The organism is Aeromonas sp. S15(2024) (assembly GCF_041402265.1).
In the GTDB taxonomy this organism is placed as follows: Bacteria; Pseudomonadota; Gammaproteobacteria; order Enterobacterales; family Aeromonadaceae; genus Aeromonas; species Aeromonas dhakensis.
In genome coordinates this window covers 25748-47461 of sequence record NZ_JBGLQY010000010.1, presented here as the reverse complement: position 1 = coordinate 47461, position 21714 = coordinate 25748, and the positions used below count along the sequence as shown (strand labels likewise).

Annotated in this window: 17 protein-coding genes; 9 read left to right on the top strand and 8 right to left on the bottom strand. The window is 63.5% G+C overall.

Annotated features, from left to right (window positions below; translation table 11 throughout):
- Nucleotides 1–286: 286 nt before the first annotated feature.
- The 3 genes from typA to dtd all read left to right on the top strand — a co-directional run bounded on the left by typA (nt 287) and on the right by dtd (nt 3660).
- Complete coding sequence (gene typA, locus ACB033_RS17945) at nt 287–2098, top strand: translational GTPase TypA (RefSeq protein ID WP_005307808.1); 1812 nt, start codon at nt 287–289, stop codon at nt 2096–2098.
- A 171-nt stretch (nt 2099–2269) separates the two neighbouring features.
- Nucleotides 2270–3142: a virulence factor BrkB family protein gene (locus tag ACB033_RS17940; protein ID WP_010635440.1), complete on the top strand. Its 873-nt coding sequence runs from the start codon at nt 2270–2272 to the stop codon at nt 3140–3142.
- A gap of 80 nt (nt 3143–3222) precedes the next feature.
- Nucleotides 3223–3660, top strand: coding sequence for a D-aminoacyl-tRNA deacylase (gene dtd / locus ACB033_RS17935; RefSeq protein WP_005307813.1), 438 nt, complete (start codon nt 3223–3225; stop codon nt 3658–3660).
- Here dtd and ACB033_RS17930 read toward each other — a convergent pair.
- The gene (locus ACB033_RS17930; RefSeq protein ID WP_162852114.1) at nt 3649–4326 is read right to left on the bottom strand and encodes a spermidine synthase; all 678 of its coding nucleotides are present in this window, start codon (nt 4324–4326) and stop codon (nt 3649–3651) included. The two genes, dtd and ACB033_RS17930, sit on opposite strands and share 12 nt — an antisense overlap.
- 295 nt (nt 4327–4621) lie before the next feature.
- On the opposite strand from ACB033_RS17930, the gene ACB033_RS17925 reads away from it, so the two are divergent.
- Complete coding sequence (locus ACB033_RS17925; RefSeq protein ID WP_139726246.1) at nt 4622–5530, top strand: bifunctional GNAT family N-acetyltransferase/hotdog fold thioesterase; 909 nt, start codon at nt 4622–4624, stop codon at nt 5528–5530.
- 62 nt (nt 5531–5592) lie between these two features.
- Here the strand turns inward: ACB033_RS17925 and ACB033_RS17920 are convergent, their stop codons facing one another.
- The 4 genes from ACB033_RS17920 to gntU all read right to left on the bottom strand — a co-directional run bounded on the left by ACB033_RS17920 (nt 5593) and on the right by gntU (nt 12915).
- A complete protein-coding gene (locus ACB033_RS17920) occupies nt 5593–7659 on the bottom strand; it encodes an AsmA-like C-terminal region-containing protein (RefSeq protein WP_139726245.1) in 2067 nt (688 codons plus the stop codon).
- Nucleotides 7660–7829: 170 nt separating this feature from the next.
- Nucleotides 7830–9899 (bottom strand): ATP-dependent DNA helicase RecG, encoded by a 2070-nt coding sequence (gene recG, locus ACB033_RS17915; protein ID WP_042050321.1) that lies wholly within the window; start codon nt 9897–9899, stop codon nt 7830–7832.
- A gap of 179 nt (nt 9900–10078) precedes the next feature.
- A complete protein-coding gene (pssA, locus tag ACB033_RS17910) occupies nt 10079–11428 on the bottom strand; it encodes a CDP-diacylglycerol--serine O-phosphatidyltransferase (RefSeq protein ID WP_005307852.1) in 1350 nt (449 codons plus the stop codon).
- A 146-nt stretch (nt 11429–11574) separates the two neighbouring features.
- Nucleotides 11575–12915, bottom strand: coding sequence for a gluconate transporter (gene gntU, locus ACB033_RS17905; protein ID WP_005307857.1), 1341 nt, complete (start codon nt 12913–12915; stop codon nt 11575–11577).
- 245 nt (nt 12916–13160) lie between these two features.
- Here gntU and ACB033_RS17900 point away from each other — a divergent pair, with 245 nt between their 5' ends.
- Genes ACB033_RS17900 through ACB033_RS17890 form a run of 3 tightly spaced genes read left to right on the top strand, consistent with a single transcriptional unit; the run spans nt 13161 to nt 16114 of the window.
- Nucleotides 13161–13670 carry a gluconokinase gene (locus tag ACB033_RS17900; protein WP_005307862.1) on the top strand — a complete coding sequence of 170 codons (510 nt, stop codon included), beginning with the start codon at nt 13161–13163 and terminating at the stop codon, nt 13668–13670.
- Nucleotides 13667–15463, top strand: a complete 1797-nt coding sequence (gene edd / locus ACB033_RS17895) for a phosphogluconate dehydratase (RefSeq protein WP_139726244.1) — start codon at nt 13667–13669, stop codon at nt 15461–15463. Before ACB033_RS17900 ends, edd begins: the two co-directional genes overlap by 4 nt.
- A gap of 9 nt (nt 15464–15472) precedes the next feature.
- A complete protein-coding gene (locus ACB033_RS17890; protein ID WP_139726243.1) occupies nt 15473–16114 on the top strand; it encodes a bifunctional 4-hydroxy-2-oxoglutarate aldolase/2-dehydro-3-deoxy-phosphogluconate aldolase in 642 nt (213 codons plus the stop codon).
- Nucleotides 16115–16212: 98 nt separating this feature from the next.
- On the opposite strand, the gene ACB033_RS17885 is transcribed toward ACB033_RS17890, so the two are convergent.
- Nucleotides 16213–17220 (bottom strand): substrate-binding domain-containing protein, encoded by a 1008-nt coding sequence (locus tag ACB033_RS17885; protein WP_139726242.1) that lies wholly within the window; start codon nt 17218–17220, stop codon nt 16213–16215.
- A 90-nt stretch (nt 17221–17310) separates the two neighbouring features.
- Here ACB033_RS17885 and ACB033_RS17880 point away from each other — a divergent pair, with 90 nt between their 5' ends.
- Nucleotides 17311–17961, top strand: coding sequence for a Qnr family pentapeptide repeat protein (locus tag ACB033_RS17880; protein WP_017778597.1), 651 nt, complete (start codon nt 17311–17313; stop codon nt 17959–17961).
- Nucleotides 17962–18071: 110 nt separating this feature from the next.
- On the opposite strand, the gene ACB033_RS17875 is transcribed toward ACB033_RS17880, so the two are convergent.
- Together ACB033_RS17875 and gpmM are read right to left on the bottom strand one after the other, a co-directional pair.
- Nucleotides 18072–19412 carry a peptidoglycan DD-metalloendopeptidase family protein gene (locus ACB033_RS17875; protein WP_139430983.1) on the bottom strand — a complete coding sequence of 447 codons (1341 nt, stop codon included), beginning with the start codon at nt 19410–19412 and terminating at the stop codon, nt 18072–18074.
- Nucleotides 19413–19421: 9 nt separating this feature from the next.
- Nucleotides 19422–20951, bottom strand: coding sequence for a 2,3-bisphosphoglycerate-independent phosphoglycerate mutase (gene gpmM / locus ACB033_RS17870; RefSeq protein ID WP_025202381.1), 1530 nt, complete (start codon nt 20949–20951; stop codon nt 19422–19424).
- A 325-nt stretch (nt 20952–21276) separates the two neighbouring features.
- On the opposite strand from gpmM, the gene ACB033_RS17865 reads away from it, so the two are divergent.
- Entirely contained in the window at nt 21277–21708 is a 432-nt protein-coding gene (locus ACB033_RS17865; protein WP_005307875.1) for a rhodanese-like domain-containing protein, read from the top strand.
- Nucleotides 21709–21714: the final 6 nt, after the last annotated feature.

The following is a 21714-nucleotide window of genomic DNA, read 5'->3' as shown; positions in this document are numbered from 1 at the left end:
GTGACAGCTTGATTTCAGGGCATTTGCGACTACGGGCCTGCCCCGAGACTCGCTATCTCAGCGCGTTACGCCTCAAAGTAGTGCAACCTTGGATCGTTTTGGTGCACTAAAATGGTGCGTGGTATACGGTCGGCCCCTATCTAAGCAGGCTTTTAAGCAGGCTTTGATGAGAAGGTCTATGATCCTGATCCCCTGTTATGCGCGAATGTACTGCAATTCTGCTAGGCAGATCACAAAGGCGAGAGTACAATTAGCGCCCAATTTTACCCGGTGATTTGAGGCGAGAATGTTAGAGAATTTACGCAATATTGCGATTATTGCGCACGTTGACCACGGCAAAACCACGCTGGTGGACAAGCTGCTGCAGCAATCCGGCACTCTGGATCGCACCAGCGAAGGTCAGGAACGGATCATGGACTCCAATGATCTGGAACGGGAACGTGGCATCACCATTCTCGCCAAGAACACTGCGATCCGCTGGAACGACTACCGCATCAACATCGTGGATACCCCGGGTCACGCCGACTTCGGTGGTGAAGTTGAGCGTGTGCTCTCCATGGTTGACTCCGTACTGCTGCTGGTTGACGCCGTTGACGGCCCGATGCCGCAGACCCGTTTCGTGACCCAGAAGGCGTTCGCCCAGGGTCTGAAGCCGATCGTGGTCATCAACAAGATCGACCGTCCGGGTGCTCGTCCTGACTGGGTAATGGATCAGGTCTTCGATCTGTTCGACAACCTGGGCGCCACCGATGAGCAACTGGACTTCAAGGTTGTTTACGCCTCTGCACTGAACGGTTGGGCCACCCTGGATCAAGACGTCGAGTCCGAGAACATGGAACCCCTGTTCCAGGCCATCGTCGACAACGTGGAAGCGCCTGCCGCGGACACCGACGGTGCCTTCCAGATGCAGATCTCCCAGCTGGACTACAACTCCTACGTGGGCGTTATCGGTATCGGCCGCATCACCCGTGGTCGCGTCAAGACCAACCAGCAGGTGACCGTAGTGGGTGCCGATGGCAAGACCCGTACCGGCAAAGTTGGCCAGGTGCTGGGCTACCTGGGTCTGTCCCGTACCGAAGTGGCCGATGCGCAAGCTGGCGACATCATCGCCATCACCGGTCTGGGCGAGCTGAAGATCTCCGACACCATCTGCGACAACGGTGCTGTTGAAGCGCTGCCGCCGCTCTCCGTTGACGAGCCGACCGTGAACATGACCTTCCAGGTCAACACCTCTCCGTTCGCCGGTAAAGAGGGCAAGTTCGTGACCTCCCGCAACATCCTGGAGCGTCTGAACCAGGAGCTGGTCCACAACGTGGCCCTGCGTGTGGAAGAGACCGATGATCCGGACAAGTTCCGTGTCTCCGGTCGTGGTGAACTGCACCTCTCCATCCTGATCGAAAACATGCGTCGCGAAGGTTACGAGCTGGCGGTATCCCGTCCGGAAGTTATCCTGCGCACCGTGGATGGCGTTTTGCAAGAACCGTTCGAAACCGTAACCGTGGACGTGGAAGAAGCACACCAGGGTTCCGTTATGGAGCAACTCGGCCTGCGTAAGGGCGAGATGACCAACATGACTCCGGATGGCAAAGGTCGTGTCCGTCTGGACTTCATGATCCCGAGCCGTGGCCTGATCGGCTTCCAGACCGAGTTCATGACCCTGACCTCAGGTACCGGTCTGCTGTACCACACCTTCGACCACTACGGTCCGCACAAGGGTGGCAGCATCGGTGAGCGTCAGAACGGCGTGCTGATCTCCAACGCTACCGGCAAGGCGCTAACCTATGCCCTGTTCGGTCTGCAAGACCGTGGTCGTCTGTTCATCGGTCACGCGACCGAAGTGTACGAAGGCCAGGTGATCGGTATTCACTCCCGTTCCAACGACCTGACCGTCAACTGCCTGAAGGGCAAACAGCTGACCAACATGCGTGCCTCCGGTACCGACGAAGCCCAGGTGCTGACTCCGCCGATCCGCATGTCGCTGGAACAGGCTCTGGAGTTCATCGACAACGACGAACTGGTTGAAGTCACTCCGAAGAGCATTCGTATCCGCAAGAAGCTGCTGACCGAGCTGGACCGCAAGCGCGCCGGTCGTGCTTGATCCGCTGCATCAGCGATGAAAAGAGGCCTGCGGGCCTCTTTTTTTATGGTCGTTTTCCGCAGAAGGAGCCACGGTCGCGCCCGGACGAGTCGCATCCGGCCGGCTCGCGGGTGGTCAAACGGTGACGGGATCTGACACAATGTCGGCATGATGAAGACATCGGGAAGCACAATGCAGCTGAAATCCGGTGGCCGTCTCGGTCACGCCCTCTCTTTCTTGCGCCATGATGGGCGCCATTTCGCCCAGTTCGTCTGGGGCCGTTTCCAGCAGGACAGGCTGACGGTTACCGCTGGCTATCTGGCCTATGTCACCCTGCTCTCCCTGGTGCCCATGATCGCCGTGGTGTTCGGCATGATGTCGGCTTTTCCGGTGTTCCAGAGCCTGAAGCAGGCAATGGAGCAGTTCGTCTATCACAACTTCGTACCCACCGCCGGCGAGATGCTCAAGGAGTACATCGACGGCTTCGTGGCCAACGCCACCAACACCACGGCGGTCGGCATCGGCGCCCTGATCGTGGTGGCGCTGATGTTGATCTCGGCCATCGACAAGAATCTCAACTACATCTGGCGCTCCACCCAAAGCAGGCCACTGGCCCAGGCATTCGCCATGTACTGGATGATCCTGACTCTGGGTCCGGTGCTCATCGGGGCCAGTATCGCCATCTCCTCCTATATTTTCTCGCTGCGGCTGTTCGGGGCCGAGAGCCTGTTCGGCATCGGTTACCTGCTGCTGCGCGGCCTGCCATTCCTGTTCTCTGTGCTCACTTTCCTGCTGGTCTATACCGTGGTGCCCAACTGCAAGGTGCGGCTGATGCACGCCTTCATCGGCGCCCTGGTGGCGGCCACCCTGTTCGAGCTGGCCAAGCGCGGTTTTGCCATCTATATCACCAACTTCCCCTCCTATCAGGCCATCTATGGAGCCCTGGCGACCATTCCCATTCTGTTTGTTTGGGTCTACCTGAGCTGGCTGGTGGTCTTGCTTGGCGCGGAAACCACCGCATGCCTCGGCGAATATGAGCGACCGGGTGCCGATGAGTTGGCCTGACCCGGCCCCTTGCTGTTAGCATCGACGACCGCCCCCGTCAGCAGATGGGGGCGGTCGTTTCGTTTTGAGAGGAGAGGGATGTGATTGCACTGATTCAGCGGGTCAGCGAGGCCAGCGTAACGGTAGAGGGCGAGGTGACTGGGGCTATCGGTCAGGGTCTGCTGGTGCTGCTCGGGGTGGAGCAGGGGGATGACGAGGCCAAGGCCGACAAGTTGCTGCACAAGGTGAGCGGCTACCGCATCTTCTCCGATGAGAACGGCAAGATGAACCTCAACGTGAGCCAGGCCGGCGGCAGCCTGCTGGTGGTTTCCCAGTTCACCCTGGCGGCGGACACCAACAAGGGGATGAGGCCCAGCTTCTCCGGCGGCGCCCACCCGGTCGAGGCCGAGCGGCTGTACGACTACTTCGTGGCGCGAGCCGCCGCCAGCGGCATACCGACTGCCACCGGCCGCTTCGCCGCCGACATGAAGGTGGCGCTGGTCAACGATGGCCCGGTCACCTTCTGGCTACAGGTCTGACGCCAGCGGATCGCGCGGGCTGGTGTGCAGCAGTATGTTGCGCAGCCCAGGCACCGGGTAGGGGGTGGTGGGGCCGACCCACTGCTCCAGCAGCATCAGTACCCGGGTCAGCTCGAGGCGGGTGCGCGGCAGCAGGTTGATGATGAGCTCGCCATTGAGGCGGGGGGCCAGCGCCTGATAGATGCGCTCCTGGAACAGCAGCGGCGGATTGCCGTCCTGGCTGAACAGATCGAGCAGGATGAGGTCGTACTGCGCCTCGCTCTGCTCCAGAAAGGCGAGGGCATCGGCCTGGTGCAGGGTCGGTGTGCGCTGGCTGCCTTGTTCGGGCTGAAAGAACAGCTGATAGAGAGTGATCACCTCTTCATCGAGGTCGACGCACTCGTGGCGGGCATCGGGCCAGCGTCGGCGCAGATGGCGAGTGAGATCGCCTCCTCCCAGCCCCAGTTCGAGGATGCTGGCGGCCTGTTCGGGCAGCAGGTAGGCGATCACCTGTTGGTGCGGCAGGCAGAGGGTGGCGGGCTCGGCCAGGGACATGGCCGACTGCACCACGCCGTCGATCTCCAGCCAGCGGTGATTGGCATTTTCCTGCACGGTGAGCCGGCGCTGGGGCTTGGCGCTGAGGTGCAATAAGTGGTCGGCTTGGTACGCTTGCAGATTGAAGTCCATGAATTTGCACGGCAAGATGGTTTTCGACCAGTGTAACTCAAGGATGGAACTATGTACCGGGTGGTCACCCCCCAGACGGCAGCCGAGCTGGATGCTCATTATCAATTGAGCTGGGAGGCATGGGTGCGCAAGCCCTTCACTCTGTCCGTCGGCGCCAACTCAAGGATCGCTTTATGTACCGGGTAGTCACCCCTCAAACCGAAGCCGAGCTGGATGCCCATTACCAATTGAGCTGGGAGGCATGGGTGCGCAAGCCCTTCACTCTGTCCGTCGGCGCCAACTCAAGGATCGCTTTATGTACCGGGTAGTCACTCCTCAAACCGACGCCGAACTGGATGCCTACTACCAGTTGCGCTGGGAACTACTGCGTAAACCCTTCAATCTGCCTCTCGGTTCCGAGCGGGATGAATACGACACCGTCGCCATTCACCGGCTGATGCTGGCCCCCGACGGCACACCCATCGCGGTGGGGCGGCTGTTTGTCGGCGGTGAAGAGGCGCAGATCCGCTTCATGGCGCTGCGCCCCGAATTTCGCGGTCAGGGGCTGGGTGCCCGCATGGTGCAGGATCTCGAACAGCTGGCCTGCAGCGAGAAGGTGAAGCGACTGGTGATGAATGCCCGCCAGGAGGCGGTGGAGTTCTACCGCAAGTGCGGCTTTCTCGAGGTGGGGGAAGGCCCCGTCTCCTTCGGCCGCATCCCGCACCGCCAGATGATCAAGTCTCTGAGCCCGCTGCAAACCATCCAGTACCGCCCCGAGTGGTGCCAGGATCTCACCACCCGCTGGTCGCAGGGCATTCCCATCAGCGAGAAGATGGGGGTGCACATCACCCACTACGACGGTCAGACCTTCCACCTCAAGGCCAATCTGGCGGCCAACCTCAACGTGCATGACACCATGTTCGCCGGCAGCATCTACAGCCAGTGCGTGCTGGCGGGCTGGGGCCTGATCTGGCTGCAACTCAAGGAGGCGGGGCTGGTGGGGGACACGGTGCTGGCGGAGGGCAACATCAAGTACTACCGGCCGGTCAAGGAGGAGCCGGAGGCGCGGGTGGCCCGCGAAGGCATGCCCGCCGTACTCGAGCCGCTTAAGGCCGGTGAGTCCGCCAAGTTCAGCCTCAAGATCAAGCTGTTCAGCGGCGACAAGCTGGCCGCCGAGTTCCTCGGTCACTACGTGGTGCAGCCGGTCAAGCGGCCGGGTCAGTAGCGGCGCGCGGGATCCCATCAAACAACAAGGCCTCATCACGAGGCCTTGTTGCTTTCTATCGGCTAGCCGTTGGCCGCCTGCGCGGCCGGGGCCTTCGGCGCCGGTCGCCAGAGCGGGCTGCCGTTGCCCTGGGGCGGGTAGCGCACACCGGTCTCCCAGCCACAGCCCTCCTGCTTCTGCTTGAAACCCCAGCTGAGGGTCGGCTCGGCGAGCGGCCCGCGCCACTGACCGAGCAGCTCGGCGCAGTGCTGGCCGTTGAGAACGCCCAGATCCAGCTGCCACTGCTCATTGACCAGATCGACGCTGCCCTGCAGCCCCAACAGGTGGGTGATGGTGGAAGCGCCGGCCTGTTCGATCTTCAGCTGGCCCTGAGCCACCTTGCCCTGCAGCTTGATGCGATAGAAGGGGGTGTCGCCCTCCTGCATCGCCTGCCAGAGCTCGGCCGGGGTGAGGGTCGGCGCCGCCGCCTGCTTGAACCACTGATCCAGCAGCGGATCTATCTTCACCTTGTCCCAGAAGGGTTCGGTGGCATCGAGGGCAAAATTCCCCTGCAGGGAGCTGCGCCAGGCGCCCGGGGTGCCGCCGTGCAGCGCCTGCAGATCGGCGCTCAGGTCCAGCTTGCCGGCGAAGGAAACGGGAGAGTGGAGGATCTTGCCCCACTGCACCAGATCCAGCTTCTCGCCCTTGAGCTGCAACCGGCTGGTCTGGCCCGGCTCGCGTCCCCACTGGCCGCTCAGGCTGAGGCTGCCCTCATCCGGCAGCGAGCTGGTGAGCTTGTTGAGCTGCCAGGAGCCGGCACTCAGCTCGCCATCCAGCTCGCCGCTGCGGGCGCTGAGGCCGTCCCACACCAGTTCGAACCAGGCGCTCTCGAGGCGGGCCCGGCCCAGCAGCGGCCCAGGCTGATTGTCGCGCAGGCTGAGATCGGTCAGATAGAGCTGCCAGCCGGTCAGCGACAGGGGCAGGGTATCGTCGAAGGAGAGCACCTTGAGCTTGTCGAAGGCCAGCTTGCGGATGTCGATCTGCTGCGGGCGCCAGCTCTGCCAATCCTGCCACCACCCTTCCGGCAGGCTGATGTCCATGCCGCTCAGCGCCATGTCCTTCAGGGTCAGCTTCTGCTGCAGGGGATCGAAGGAGAGCTCCAGATTGAACTCCCCTTCATAGGCCTTGCCCTGCAGCTCCGCATCCAGCTGCTGGGGCGAGAAGGCGACCTTGCCCTGAATGGCCTCCAGCTGGAACAGGCCACGGCCGAGATCACCGAGGGTCCCCGAGAAGTAGCCGCTGGGCGTGTTGCCAGCCTGCCAGTTGAAGGCGGTCAGCTGGCCGCTGAGGTTGTTGAGGGCCAGCTCCTGCTCGATGTCGTTGAAGCTGAGATCCCGGATCTGGCCGAGATCCAGGCTGACCTGGCGTAGGGGGGATTCGGCTTTGGCGAGGATGCCCCACTCGATGCGGATGCCCTGGCTCTTGAGGTTGTTCAGCCGCAGGCTGCGGGCGGGCCAGTCGAGCACCATGCCGGTCTCGAGCAGACCGTCGAACAGGTTGGCGGTCAGCTTGTCGGTGCTCAGCACCTGCCCCTCCAGCCGACCGGCCAGGTTGAGGCGGGAGAGGGCCCAGGCCGGGGTCGCCAGCTCAGTGATGTTGAGGGTCAGGTTGGCCTGGGGCGGGCGCACCGGATTGAGCAGCTGCCAGTCGCTCAGGGTGGCGTTGAGGCCGCGCAGGGTCAGCCCGTCGCTCTCCAGGCTGAGCCGGTCTATGGTGCTGTCGGTGATGGTGAGGGAGTGCACCGGCAGGCTCGGCAGCTGGTTGGGCAGCGGCAGCTTGATGGCCGGGCGAATGAGGTCGAGATGCGCGATGCGCACGTCCCGGTTCAGCCAGTCGATGCTCTCTATCTCGAGATAGATCTTGTCGAGGGTCACGGCGTTGCCGTAACTCACCTGCTCCGCCAGCAGGGTGTAGGGGTGGAGCGGGTTGAACACCAGTCGGCCTATGGTGACGGGTACGCCGGTCTGCTGGCTGAGCCAGCTGGCGATGGGCCCCTTGGCCCGCTCGGCGTCGAACAGGCCGAGCCCGACCCAGACAAACAGCAACAGGAAGGCAAGGGTGTAGAGCAGGCCGCGCAGCCAGGAATTCATAAGCGCTTTCCTCCTGTATTGGTTGAGTGATCAGGCGTTGGCAGCGTGATCCCGCAGGTCAAGCATTGGAATAGTGATCCCGCAGGCCGAGCCAGCGTCGTATCAAGGGTTCGACATGGCCTGGGTGTCTATCCATCAGGCAATGTGTCCATCTTCTGCCTCTGCCTTGGTCAGGCATTGGAGTAGTGATCCCGCAGGCCGAGCCAGCGTCGTATCAAGGGTTCGACATGATCTGGGTGGCGGTCCATCAAGAAGCGAGCCATCTTCTGCACCTGCGGGATGAGCGATTGGTCGCGTACCAGATCGGCGATCTTGAGGTCGGCCAGACCGGTCTGGCGGGTGCCGAGCAGCTCGCCCGGGCCGCGCAGCTCCAGATCCCGCTGGGCGATGAGGAAGCCATCGTTGGTCTCCCGCAGCACCCCGAGCCGGCTCTGGGCCGTCTTGGACAAGGGAGCATGATAGAGCAGCACGCAGTGGGAGGCCACCGAGCCGCGCCCGACCCGGCCGCGCAGCTGGTGCAGCTGCGCCAGCCCCAGTCGCTCCGGATTTTCGATGATCATCAGGCTGGCGTTGGGCACGTCCACCCCCACCTCGATGACGGTGGTGGCGACCAGCAGTTGCAGTATGCCTGCCTTGAACTCCTCCATCACCCGCTGTTTTTCGACCGGCCGCATCCGGCCGTGCACCAGCCCGATGTGCAGGCCGGGCAGCAGATTTTGCAGCTCGGCGGCGGTGTCCTCGGCGGCCTGGCACTCCAGCACTTCCGACTCCTCGATCAGGGTGCAGACCCAGTAGGCCTGCTTGCCCTCCTCGCAGGCCAGTCTGACCCGTTCGATCACGTCCTGGCGGCGGCTGTCCGGCAGCGCCACCGTGGTGATGGGGGTGCGGCCCGGTGGCAGCTCGTCGATGATGGAGGTATCGAGGTCGGCATAGGCGGTCATCGCCAGGGTACGGGGGATGGGGGTGGCGGTCATGATGAGCTGATGGGGATGTACCCCTTCCCGCTCCCCTTTTTCCCGCAGGGCGAGGCGCTGATGTACACCGAATCTGTGCTGTTCGTCGATGATCACCAGGGCGAGGCGCTGGAACACCACCTGCTCCTGGAAGATGGCATGGGTGCCCACCACCATCTTGACGCTGCCGTCGGCGATGGCAGCCAGCGCCTCCTCCCGCGCCTTGCCCTTCTGCTTGCCCGCCAGCCAGCCCACCCCGATGCCGAGCGGTTCCAGCCACTTGGCGAAGTTGATGGCGTGCTGTTCGGCCAGCAGCTCGGTCGGCGCCATCAGCCCCACCTGACAGCCGTTGCCGATGGCCTGCAGGGCGGCCAGCGCAGCGACCAGGGTCTTGCCGGAGCCTACGTCCCCCTGTACCAGCCGCATCATGGGGTGGCTCTGTTGCAGATCCTTGCCTATCTCCGCCACCACCCGGTTCTGGGCGCCGGTGGGGGTGAACGGCAGGGCGCCGAGCAGCTGTTCCACCAGGGCCGGGGCCGGCTTGAGGGCGCGGGCGAGCTGGGTTTGTGCCTGGGCCCGCACCTTGAGCACAGATAGGTTGTGGGCCAGCAGCTCTTCCAGCACCAGCCGCTGCTGGGCCGGGTGCTGGCCGCTCTCGAGCAGGGCCAGCGCCACCGAGGGGGGCGGACGGTGCAGCAGCTTCAGGGCCGCGGCCAGATCGATCTGCTGGGGATAGAGGCCGGCGGGCAGCAGCTCCTCCACGCCGTAGAGGTCGAGCTGGGCCAGCGCCTGATCGGTGAGGCTGCGCAGGGTGAGCTGGCGCAGCCCCTCGGTGGTCGGGTAGACGGGGGTGAGCGCCTCTTCGGTCTGGCCGGCCTGCTCCTCGCCGAGCAGCTTGTACTCGGGGTGGGCCATCTCCAGCCCGTATTTGCCGGGGCGCACCTCGCCGAAGCAGCGCATCAGCCGGCCAGGGCTCAGGCTGTTCTTCTGGGCGGCGGTGAAGTTGAAGAAGCGCAGGGTGAGGGTGCCGGTGCCGTCGCTGATGCGGCAGACCAGCATGCGGCGGCGCCCCATCACCAGCTGAGTGTCCTGGATCTCCCCTTCGACGGCGCCGTGCAGGCCGGGCGGCAGATCGCCGATGGGCCACACCTGGGTGCGGTCCTCGTAGCGCAGGGGGAGGTGGAACAGCAGATCCTGCACCGTGGCCAGCCCCAGCCGCTCGAGCTTTTCCTGCATCTTGCTGCCGACGCCCTTGAGGCTGTCGAGGGAGATTTTATCCAATTTCATCAATTAGATGCCCGAAAACACTGTAAATATGTCCAGATGATAGGGTTTATTGCCGTCCCGACGCAAGCCGCGTCGCGCGGTTGGGGGTCGGCCCGCGGGATCGGAAGCCAGGAATGAAAAAGGCCTGCCGAGATGCGGCAGGCCCTTGTGAGGATACCCGAGGTCGCGATGCGCGCCGGTCAGATGATGCGCTTGAGCAGGATATGGGCCTTGACCCTGTGGATCCGGGCCAGCAGCTTGCGCACCTGATCCGGGTAGTCCTGGATCTGCTCGATCTGATCGAAGTGGCTGATGCGCTTGGTGTTGGTCAGGATGTTCTCGCGCTCGGCGTTGAACTGGGGCCGCAGCAGGTGGCGGCGATCGTAGACCAGCAGGCCGTTCTCCAGATCCAGCGCCCAGGCGCGGGGATTGAGGTTGTTGCCGGTGAGCAGGGCCCACTCGTCATCCACGAAGATCCCCTTGAGGTGGTAGGAGTTGCGCTCGCAGCACCAGAGCATCAGGTTGAGACGGCCGGCATCGATGTGATGCTGGTTGCGCTCGGCGAACTTGCGCAGGTTGGTCTCGTACAGATAGGGCAGACCGCCGATGGTGGAGAATTTCTCCTCCGGCGGAATGAAGAAGTCGTTGGCTGTCTTGTCGCCCACCACGATCGTCACCTTGCAGCCGCGCTTGAGCAGGGCCTCGATATCCTTGTTCAACTCCTTGGGCGGGTTGAAGTAGGGGGTGCAGATGAAGATCTCCCGCTCGGTGGCCCGCACCAGGGTGCGGATCATTTTGTTGAGCTGGTTGCCGCGCTTACCCAGGCCGCTCATCGGGGTGATGGCCACCTCCTGGCTGTTGACCGGCATGGTGTCGAAGCGGTACTGGCCGAGGCGCAGGTTGTGCTTGAAGCGACGGATCGGTCCCTTCAGCTGCTTGGCGCTGGGGATGTCGGTGCGATCCAGTCGCTGCACCGCCTCGCTGCGCAGGAACAGGTCATCCACGTAGTTGACCATGCTGCGGGTCAGCTCCGGGCTGGTGATCTGGTGATAACGGTCGAAACGGTAGCGATCCTGCTGGTGCAGGTAGATGTCGTTGAGGCTGGCACCGGAGTAGAGCAGGGTGTCATCGAAGATGAACCCCTTGAGGTGCAGCACTCCGAGCAGTTCACGCCCTTTCACCGGCACGCCATAGATGGCGATCTGGTGCTCATGGCGAGCGGCCATCTCCTGATACATCAGGTGGTTGCCACCTTGCTTGCCCTTACCGATCAGGCCGCGCTGGGCACGGTGGAAGTCAACGAACACCTTGACGTCGAGGGCCGGGTTGCGCTGTTTGGCGGCATAGAGGGCGGCGAGGATCTCCCGTCCCGCCTCGTCATCCTGCAGATAGAGCGCCACCAGATAGATGCGGCGAGTCGCGCTGGCGATGAGCGAAAGGATCCGGCTCTTGAAGTCCTTGGCGCTGCTGAGCACTTCAAACTGGTCTGCGGCGACGGCGATCTGGGGCAGGCGCGCCAGCAGCTGTCGATAATGTGCCGATGAATGCATAGAGAAACCTGAAATCACTGCGTTAAGCGTTCCACTCGGAGCGATGGATAGGCGATTCTAGCAATCTCGCCCTGTTAGCCAAAGAAAGAATCGTCATAAAGATGAAAAAGGCCTCACATCGGAGGCCTTTTTCTGCACGGTCGCGATCAGAGGAAGCTGTAGATCAGCATGGCCATCACGCCGCCCGTGGTGCCGATGATGGTTTCCATTACGGTCCAGGTTTGCAGGGTCTGCTTCTCGGTGAGACCGAGGTAGCGGTTGGCCAGCCAGAAGCCGGAGTCATTGACGTGGGAGAGCACGATGGCCCCGCCGCCGATGGCGATGGTGACCGCCGCCAGCTGGGCGCCGCTGAGGCCGAGCGGCTCCAGCATCGGCAGCACCAGGCCGCAGGCGGTCAGCATGGCGACGGTGGCGGAACCCTGAATGACCCGCACCGCGGCGGCCAGGATGAAGGCCAGCGCAACGATGGGCAGGCCGGAGTCCGCCAGCATGTTGCCGAGGGCGGCGCCCACACCGGAATCCACCAGCACCTGCTTGAACACGCCACCGGCACCGGTCACCAGGATGATGACGCCGGCCGGCTGGATGGCGCTGTTGCAGACGCTCATCACCTCGTCACGGGACATGCCGCGGCGGATCCCCAGCAGATAGAAGGCGGCCAGGCAGGCGACCATGATGGCGGTGAAGGGGTGGCCGATGAACTCCAGCCAACCGTGCAGGGGCGTGCCGGCCTCGACGAAGCGGCCGACTATGGTCTTGAGACCGATCAGCAGCAGCGGCAGGCCGATGAGGCCCATGGCCAGCCCGAAGGAGGGCAGGTTCTGGCTGTCGTCATGGGCACTGCTCTGGGCGTCGGCTGGCAGCGGCACGTCGACCACCTTGCTGATCAGCTCGCCAAACAGCGGGCCGGCCAGGATCAGGGCAGGAACGGCGGCGATCAGGCCGAACAGGATCATGTAGCCGAAGTCGGCCCCCAGCTGGGATGCCACCAGGATGGGGCCCGGCGCCGGGATCAGGAAGGCCTGGCAGGTGGCGATGCCCGCCAGCAGGGCGATGCCGATCTTCACCACGCTGCCGCCGCCGCGGCGGACGATGGCGAAGGCGACGCCGATCAGCAGCACCACGGCCACGTCGAAGAAGAGCGGCAGTGCGCAGACGAAACCGGTCAGCGCCATGGCCCAGTTGGCGCGCTTGACGCCGAACTTGCCGAGCAGGGTGTGGGCCACCCGGTCGAGGGCGCCGGTGACTTCCATCACCTTGCCGAACATGGCACCCAGTGCCACCACCACGGCGACGAAACCGAGGGTGCCGCCCATCCCTTTCTGGATGGTGGCGGCGATGTCGGCCGGGTTCATACCGGCGGCGAGCCCCGCCACCATGGAGACCAGGATGAGGGAGACGACCGCGTGCAGGCGGGCCTTCATCACCAGAAAGAGCAGCAGCACGATGGAGCCGGCGGCCGTCATGATCAGGGAGAGGTCAGACATTGTTGTGCATTCCTTGTTCCAAGTTCAGTATCGACACCCTGCCGATCCGTCGGCAGACCATATCTTTATGATTTATTTAGATTTATGGCCAGGGCTCAAACTCGCTTGCCCAGGTGACTATGAGTGCGCTCAGTCTGTGGCAGACTTCACAATTCTTGTTGTTACCGGTAACATGTTACCGGTAACGTGCTAAGTTAGAACCCATCGGCAGCACGTTTTTTGAAAAATGAGATAGAGGTCAAACAATGGCGGGTAAGAGCATTATCGTGATGGGTGTGTGTGGTAGCGGCAAGTCCAGCGTGGGCCTCAAGGTGGCCAGCGTGCTGGGCGCCAAGTTCATCGACGGTGATGATCTGCACCCCAGGGCCAACATCCAGAAGATGGCCGGTGGCAACCCCCTCAACGACGAGGACCGCGCTCCCTGGCTGGAGCGGATCCGCGACGCGGCCTACAGCCTGGAACAGAAGAACGAGGTGGGCGTCATCGTCTGCTCGGCCCTCAAGAAGCAGTATCGCGACCAGATCCGCGAGGGCAACGAGTCGGTCAGCTTCCTCTTCCTCGACGGCAGCCAGCCGCTGATCCTCGAGCGGATGCGGGCCCGCAAGGGCCACTTCATGCGCGAAAGCATGGTACAAAGTCAGTTCGATACCCTGGAGCGCCCGGATGGCGAAGCCGGTGTATTCCACATCGATATCGACGGCACCTTCGAACAGGTGGTTGATCGCGCCGTCACCGCACTGGAGCAAGCCCAATGATCCATCAGGTTATTTCCAGCGTCACCGCCCGCATTCGCGAGCGCAGTGCCGCCCGTCGCCAGGCCTTCCTGGCCCGCATCCAGCGTCAGGCCGATCAGGGCAAGACCCGCGCCGCGCTGGCCTGCGGCAACCTGGCCCATGCCGTGGCCGCCTCCAGCTGTGACGAGAAGGGTCGCATCCTCGACATGACCCGCGCCAACGTCGGCATCGTCACCGCCTACAACGACATGCTGAGCGCCCATCAGCCCTATCAGGGCTACCCGGACATCATCAAGGCCGCGCTGGCTGAGCTCGGCCACAGCGCCCAGGTGGCCGGCGGCGTGCCCGCCATGTGCGACGGGGTGACCCAGGGCCAGCCGGGGATGGACATGTCCCTGTTTTCGCGCGATCTCATCGCCCAGGCGACCGCGCTGTCGCTCTCTCACAACACCTTCGATGCCACCCTGCTGCTCGGCATCTGCGACAAAATAGCGCCGGGCCAGATCATGGGGGCGCTCTCCCACGCTCATCTGCCCACCGCCTTCGTGCCGGCCGGCCCGATGGCGAGCGGCATCAGCAACGACGAGAAGGTGAAGGTGCGCCAGCAGTACGCCGCCGGTGAAGTGGGTCGCGATGCCCTGCTCAAGATGGAGTGCGGCGCCTACCACGCGGCGGGTACCTGCACCTTCTACGGCACCGCCAACACCAACCAGCTGGTGTTCGAGGCCATGGGCCTGATGCTGCCGGGCTCCGCCTTCGTGCACCCGCACAGCGAGCTGCGCCGCGCCCTCACCGAGGAGGCGGCCCGCCGCATCAGCGCCATGATCCCCGGCTCCCCGGCCTATCGCCCCCTGAGTGCGGTGATCGACGAGCGCTCGCTGGTCAACGGGCTGGTGGCCCTGCTCGCCTCCGGCGGCAGCACCAACCACAGCATCCACATGGTGGCGCTGGCCCGCGCCGCCGGTCTGGTGCTGACCTGGGATGACATCAGCGATCTCTCCGACGTGGTGCCGCTGTTGGTACGCATGTACCCGAACGGCCCGGCCGACGTGAACGCCTTCGAGCAGGCGGGTGGCGTGCCCGGCCTGATGCGCCGGCTGGCGCAAGAGGGGCTGATCCACCTGGATGCCACCCCGGTCTTCGGCGAGATGCAGGATTACCTCAGCCGTCCGGCACTGGTGGATGGCAAGCTGGTATGGCAGCCGGTGGGCGAGAGCAGTGATGCGAGCGTGCTGTCGCCTTCCGGCAGCGTATTCCAGGCCACTGGCGGCACCAAGCTGCTCTCCGGCAATCTGGGCCGCGCCGTGGTCAAGGTCTCCGCCGTGGCTCCCGAATATCGGGTGATTGAAGCTCCGGCCCGGGTCTTCTCCTCCCAGCATGCGGTGGAAGCAGCCTACAAGGCGGGGGATCTCAATCAGGACGCCGTCATCGTGGTGCGTCACAATGGCCCGGCCGCCAACGGCATGCCGGAGCTGCACAAGCTGATGCCGGTGCTCGGCAACCTGCAAAAAGCCGGTCACAAGGTGGCGCTGGTCACCGACGGCCGCCTCTCCGGCGCCTCCGGCAAGATCCCGGCCGCCATCCACGTCACCCCAGAAGCGCTGCACGGCGGGGCCATCGGCCTGCTTGCCGATGGCGACTTGCTGCGGGTGGATGCGGTAACCGGCAGCCTCGACTGCCTGACCGATTTGAGCGGCCGTACCCAGGCCGAGATCGACCTCACTCTGGAACAAGAGGGGTGGGGCCGTGAACTGTTCAGCGTGATGCGTCGCGCGGTATCGAGCGCCGAGTGTGGCGCCACCATCTTTGACTAAGGAAGAGCTATGCAGAACTGGAAAGTGACCCCGGCCGAGGTGTTTGCCGCCTCCCCGCTGGTACCCGTGATGGTCATCAATGAGCTGGATCAGGCCCTGCCGATGGCCAAGGCGCTGCTGGCCGGCGGCATCTCGGTGTTCGAAATCACCCTGCGCACCCCGGTGGCGTTGGAGGCCATCGCCCTCATCGCCAAGGCGATGCCGGAGGCCATGGTCGGTGCCGGTACCGTGCTCAACTGCGCGCAGTTTGACGCCGCCGTGGCCGCCGGTGCCCGCTTCGTCATCTCCCCGGGGATGACCCCGGCCCTGCTGGCCCATGCAGCCAAGAGCACGGCGCCGCTGATCCCGGGCGTGGCCACCCCATCCGAGGTGATGCAGGCGCTGGAAGCGGGCTACGACCACCTCAAATTCTTCCCGGCCGAGGCGAATGGCGGCACCAAGGCGCTGGCCGCCATCGCCGCGCCGCTGCCCCAGGTACGGTTCTGCCCCACCGGCGGTATCGGCCCGAAAAACGTGGCCGACTACCTGGCGCTCAAGTGCGTCGCCACCGTCGGCGGCTCCTGGATGCTGCCCGCAGAGGCTGTGAAGAATGGTAACTGGGAAGAGGTGACCCGCCTCTCCCGCGAAGCCGTCGCCCTGGTCGCATCCTGATTTGACGCCGGCGTGAGCCGGACCTTCCGTGTGCCAAGCAAGCAGGCCACCCTCGGGTGGCCTGCTCTGTGATGGCTGAATGGCGGGGATGTGCGTCGTCAGCCCAGGCTGTCCCCCTCGTACAGGGAGAAGCCCATGTCGAGCCGGGTGTCGGCCAGCGGCTGGCCGTTGAGGCGGGCCAGCAGCATGGTGGCGGCCGCACGGCCGATCTCCTTGCGCGGCGTGACGATACTGGCCAGCTTGGGGGTCATGGCGTGGCCGATGTCGAGGGCGTTGCTGCCGGCGATGGCGATCTGCTGGGGGACGGGTATCCACTTGGCCTGACACTGCAGCAGGGCACCCACTGCCAGGTCATCGTTGGTGCAGAACAGGCCGTCCAGATCGGGATAGCGCACCAGCGCCTGCTCCAGCAGCTGGCCGCCGAGGGTGAAGCTGGAGGATTGCTCGGTCAGCAGGTGCTGGCCGCTCAGGCCGAAATCCTGCATCGCCTGGTAGTAGCCCTCCATCCGCAGCTGGGTGCGCACGTCGAGCCGGGCGCCGAGATAGATCAGCTTGCGTCGGCCCCGCCGCAGCATCTCTGTTACCATGGCCCGGGCTGCCGCCCGGTGATCCATGCCGACCACCATGTCGATGGGGCTCTGCGGCAGATCCATGGTCTCCACCACCGGGATGCCGGCGGTGGCAATCATCTTGCGGGTGCGCTCGGTGTGCTGGCTGTCGGAGAGGATCAGCCCATCCACGTGATAGGAGAGCAGGGAGGCGACCTGCTCCTCTTCCCGCTCCGGGCTGTAGCCGTAGTGAGCCAGCAGTGTCTGGTAGCCAGCGGGGCGAGTCACCGACTCGATACCGTGCACCACGGCGGAGAAGACCTGGTTGGAGAGGGAGGGGATCAGGATGCCGATCGCCTTGCTGGTGGCGTTGGAGAGAATGTCCGGCGCCCGGTTGGGGATGTAGCCGAGATCCTCCACCGCGGCGGCGATCCGCTCGCGGGTGCCCTCGGCCACGGCTTGCGGGTCGCGCAGGTAGCGGCTGACGGTCATCTTGGTGACCCCGGTCAGGTCGGCTATGTCCTGCAGGGTGGGGCGGCGCTTGCGGGTATCGTTCATCTCTGGATCCGGGACAAATGTTACGTGTAACATTACCGTTTTTTTGTAACAAAGTCAGCATATGACGCCGTCAACAAGGGGAATCTCAGGATGATCAAGGCCAAGTGCTTTGAGGGGGTGCGCTTCGAGCAGCAGGACCTGGCCGGGGAGCAGTTTCAGGGATGCCGCTTCATCGGCTGCAACTTCTCCAGGCTAGATCTCGGCGAGAGCCGTTTCGTCGACTGCAGCTTCTACGATCGGGAGAGCGAGCAGAACTGTTTGCTGCAGGGCTGCAATCTGCGCGAGGCGAGTTTTCTGCGCTGCGATCTCACCATGGCCGACTTCAGTCACAGCCAGTGCCTCGGGCTCGAGCTGCGCGACTGCCAGGCGATGGGGATCAACTTCTCCCGCGCCAGCTTTGCCAACCAGATCACCGTCAAGAGCTACTTCTGCGAAGCCCATCTCACCGGCAACAACTTCAGCTACGCCAACTTTGAGGGTTGTCTGCTGGAAAAATGCGAATTGAGCGGCAATCGCTGGCAGGGGGCCAACCTGTTCGGCGCCTCGCTGGCGGGCTCGGATCTCAGCGGCTCCGAGTTTGGCCAACTGGACTGGAGCCGCATCAACCTGCAGGGCTGCGATCTGCGTCAGTGCGATCTGCCCGGGCTGGATCTGCGACGGGTCAATCTACACGGGGTGCAGATCAACGAAGATCAACAACAGGCCTTGCTGGAGCAGATAGGGCTGGTCGTCTTCCCTTGAACAGCCTGAAAAAGAGGTAATTTTTCACCAAAGGTAGCGCGTCGCCGCGCGCTGCCGGAGGGACGACAGCCTGCGCAAGGCAGGCTGTCGGGGGAGGAGGCAAGTCGGCGTCAGCGCTTGGCCAGCCACTTGGTGGGGTTGATGGCCTCGCCCTGGTAGCGAATTTCGAAGTAGAGGCCGGGTCTGTCCTGGCCGCCACTGTCGCCGACCAGCGCCACCGGTTCGCCCTGTTCCACGTTCTGGCCCACCTGGCGCAGCAGCGACTGGTTGTGACCGTAGAGGCTCATGTAGCCGCGACCGTGATCGATCACCAGCAGCATGCCGAAGCCGTCCAGCCAGTCGGCATAGACCACCTGGCCCGGTGCCACCGCCTTGACCTGGGTCCCTTCGCTGGCGCCGATCAGGGTGCCCTTCCACTTCAGCTCGGCGGTGCGTGGCGAGCCGTAGGCGATGAGGATCGGCCCCTGCACCGGCCAGCGTAGGCTGCCATTGGTCTTGAGGCCGCTGTAGTAACCGGCGCTGCTGATGCCGGAGCCCCGCTCAGGCTTGCTGGTGGTACTCTCCCGGCTGGCGGTCTGCTGCTGGGCCGCCTTGCTCTGCTGGGCGGCGAGCCGCTCCTGTTCGGCGCGGCGTTGTTCGGCCAGCTTGCGTTGCCGCTCCTGTTCCGCCTTCAGCTTGGCAAGGCGCTCCCGCTCGCGGCGCTCCTGCTCTTCCCGCTGGCGGCGCAACTCTTCCAGCCGGGCCTTCAGCGCTTTCTCCGCCTTGACCAGCTTGGTCAGCTTCTGTTCGTCATCCTGTACCGACTGCTGCAGCTGGTTGCGCACCTTGGCACGGCTCTGCTGGCTGGCCAGCAGACTTTGATGGTGTTGCTGCTGTTCGGTGAGCAGGGATTGCAGCCGGCTTTCGGTCTCTTTGGTGGCCTGCTGGTTTTTGGCCAGCTTGGTGCGGGTGGCCCGCAGGGCTTCGATGGCCTCGATGCGTGCCTTGTTGAGGTAGTCGTAGTAGTCGAGGGAACGGCTCAGTTTGGCCGGATCCTGCTGATTGAGCAGCAGTTTGAGGTAATCGTGGTTGCCGGCGGTAAAGGCGCTCTCCGCCTGTTTGGCCAGCAACTGCTTCTGGCGGCTGGCCTGCTGTTCCAGGTCCAGCTTGTCCTGTTGCAGCCCCACCAGCTTCTGCTGGTTCTCTCTGAGCTGCTGTCTGGTCTGGTCGAGCTTGGCGGCGGCGGCCGAGATGGCCTGCTCATCGGCCTTGAGCTGGGTGTTGAGCTTGGCCAGCTCCTGTTTGCTGAGCTTGATGGTCTGCTGCTGTTCCTTGATCTGGGACTGCATGGCGCCCAGCTGCTGGTTGGCAGCCCAGGCCTTGCCCGGCCCGAACGACAGACAAAAAAACAGCGCGCCGGCCAACAGGCCGACGCGACTGGTTTTGGTTGAAATCACTTCGCATCCCCGCATGGGGAAGGATTATTTCAGAATCATCAGGGGCTTGCCAGTCATTTCCGGCGGCACCGGCAGACCCATCAGAGTCAGCATGGTGGGGGCCAGATCGGACAGTTTGCCGCCTTCCAGCACCTCGGCCTTGCGACCGAAGTAGATGAGCGGAACCGGCAGATTGGTGTGGGCGGTGTGGGCCTGACCAGTCTCTTCGTCCATCATCTTCTCGGCGTTGCCGTGGTCGGCGGTGATCAGGCACTCGCCACCCACTTCAGCCAGGGCCTCGGTGACGCGACCGATGCAGTGGTCAACGGCTTCACAGGCTTTGACGGCCGCATCGAACACGCCGGTGTGGCCGACCATGTCGCCGTTCGGGTAGTTGCAGATGATGACGTCGTATTTGCCGCTCTTGATGGCACCAACCAGCTTGTCGGTCAGCTCTTCGGAGCTCATTTCCGGCTGCAGATCATAGGTGGCCACTTTCGGGCTGGCAACGATCTCGCGATCCTCGCCAGTGAAGCAGGCCTCTTCGCCGCCGTTGAAGAAGAAGGTGACGTGGGCGTACTTCTCGGTTTCGGAGATGCGCAGCTGGGTTTTGCCCTGCTTGGCCAGCCACTCACCCAGGGTGTTGACCAGGGCGGTCGGCGGGTAGGCACAGGCGGTTTTGATGTCGGCCGCGTACTCGGTCAGCATCACGAAGTTCAGCGCCGGGGTGGCGGTGCGGGCGAAGCCGGTGAAGTCGCTGTCGACGAAGGCGCGGGTGATCTCGCGGGCGCGGTCGGCACGGAAGTTCATGAAGATCAGCGCATCGCCATCCTGCATGGGGGCGGCTTCGCCGATGCGGGTGGCTTTGACGAACTCGTCGTTCTCGTCGCGAGCATAGGCGGCGGCCAGGGCTTCGCTGGCGCTGTCGGCGGTGAACTCGCCCTTGCCCTGGGTCATCAGGTCATAGGCTTGCTGTACGCGATCCCAGCGGTTGTCACGGTCCATGGCGTAGTAACGGCCGATCATGGAGGCGAAACGACCCTTGCCCAGACGGGCGAACAGGGCGTCGAACAGCTCGATGGAGGACTGGGCGGAGCGCGGCGGTACGTCGCGGCCATCCAGGAAGGCGTGGAAGTAGATCTGCTCGGCGCCACGCTTGGCGGCCATCTCGATCATGCCCATGATGTGCTCTTCGTGGCTGTGCACGCCACCCGGGGACATCAGGCCCATGATGTGCACGGCCTTGCCCTTGCTCACGGCAGTGTCAACAGCCTTGGCCAGCTCCACGTTCTCGAAGAAGGGGCCGTCCTGGATGTCTTTGGAGATGCGGGTCAGTTCCTGATAGACGATGCGACCGGCGCCAATGTTGACGTGGCCCACTTCGGAGTTCCCCATCTGACCGTCCGGCAGACCCACGTCCAGGCCGGAGCCGGAGATCAGGGTGCTGGTGTAGTCACGGGCGAGACGGTCGAGGTTGGGAGTCTTGGCGGCAGCGACGGCGTTGTGCTCTTGCTTGGTGCTGTAGCCCCAACCGTCCATGATGACCAGAACCAAAGGTTTCTTAGCTGTTGACATAAGGCTATGTCCTCTCGGATAGGAATGAATTGCGGGAAGTGAAACTAGCGTAATATTACTACATCTGCCGAAATAGTCACCTGATAGCCAAGCCTCGTCCGGTGGGGGCTGCACGCTGTTGCCGACCTGTTTCTCCTTTGTCGCCGGCTTGTCGCATTGCACGACGAATCCTCGGTCAGGCCTGCCAGATACCACTTTTTATATTGCTGTCGCATCCCGTATCCAGCCGATGGGAGCCGGCTCCCGCTTTGCCGCCAAGATGGCTGATCTTGGCTGGGTCCCCATGTATACTCGGGCACTTGTCTTGGTCCCTGGATAGTAGAAGATGCAAGAGTATTTGGATTTTGCGGCCCGCAACCCGCTGCTGACCGCAGCCTGGTTCGGCCTGGCGGGCACTCTGGTTTACACCACGGTGCGTGCCCGTTTTTCTCCGGTCAAGTCGGTGAACAATCACACCGCCACCCTGCTGATCAACCGTGAAAACGCCACCGTGGTGGACATTCGCAGTCAGGAAGAGTTTGCCAAGGGCCATCTGGCCGGTGCCCAGCACCTGCCGCTCAGCCAGATCCAGAGCAATAACCTGGGCCCGGTTGAAAAGCATAAAGATGCCCCCATCATAGTGGTGTGCGAGTCGGGGATGACCGCTGGTGGCGCGGGTCGCCAACTGAGCAAAGCCGGCTTCAAGCAGGTGTATGTGCTCAGCGGTGGCATGGCCCAGTGGCGTGCAGAAAATCTGCCGGTGACCAAAAAACGCTGATTTAAG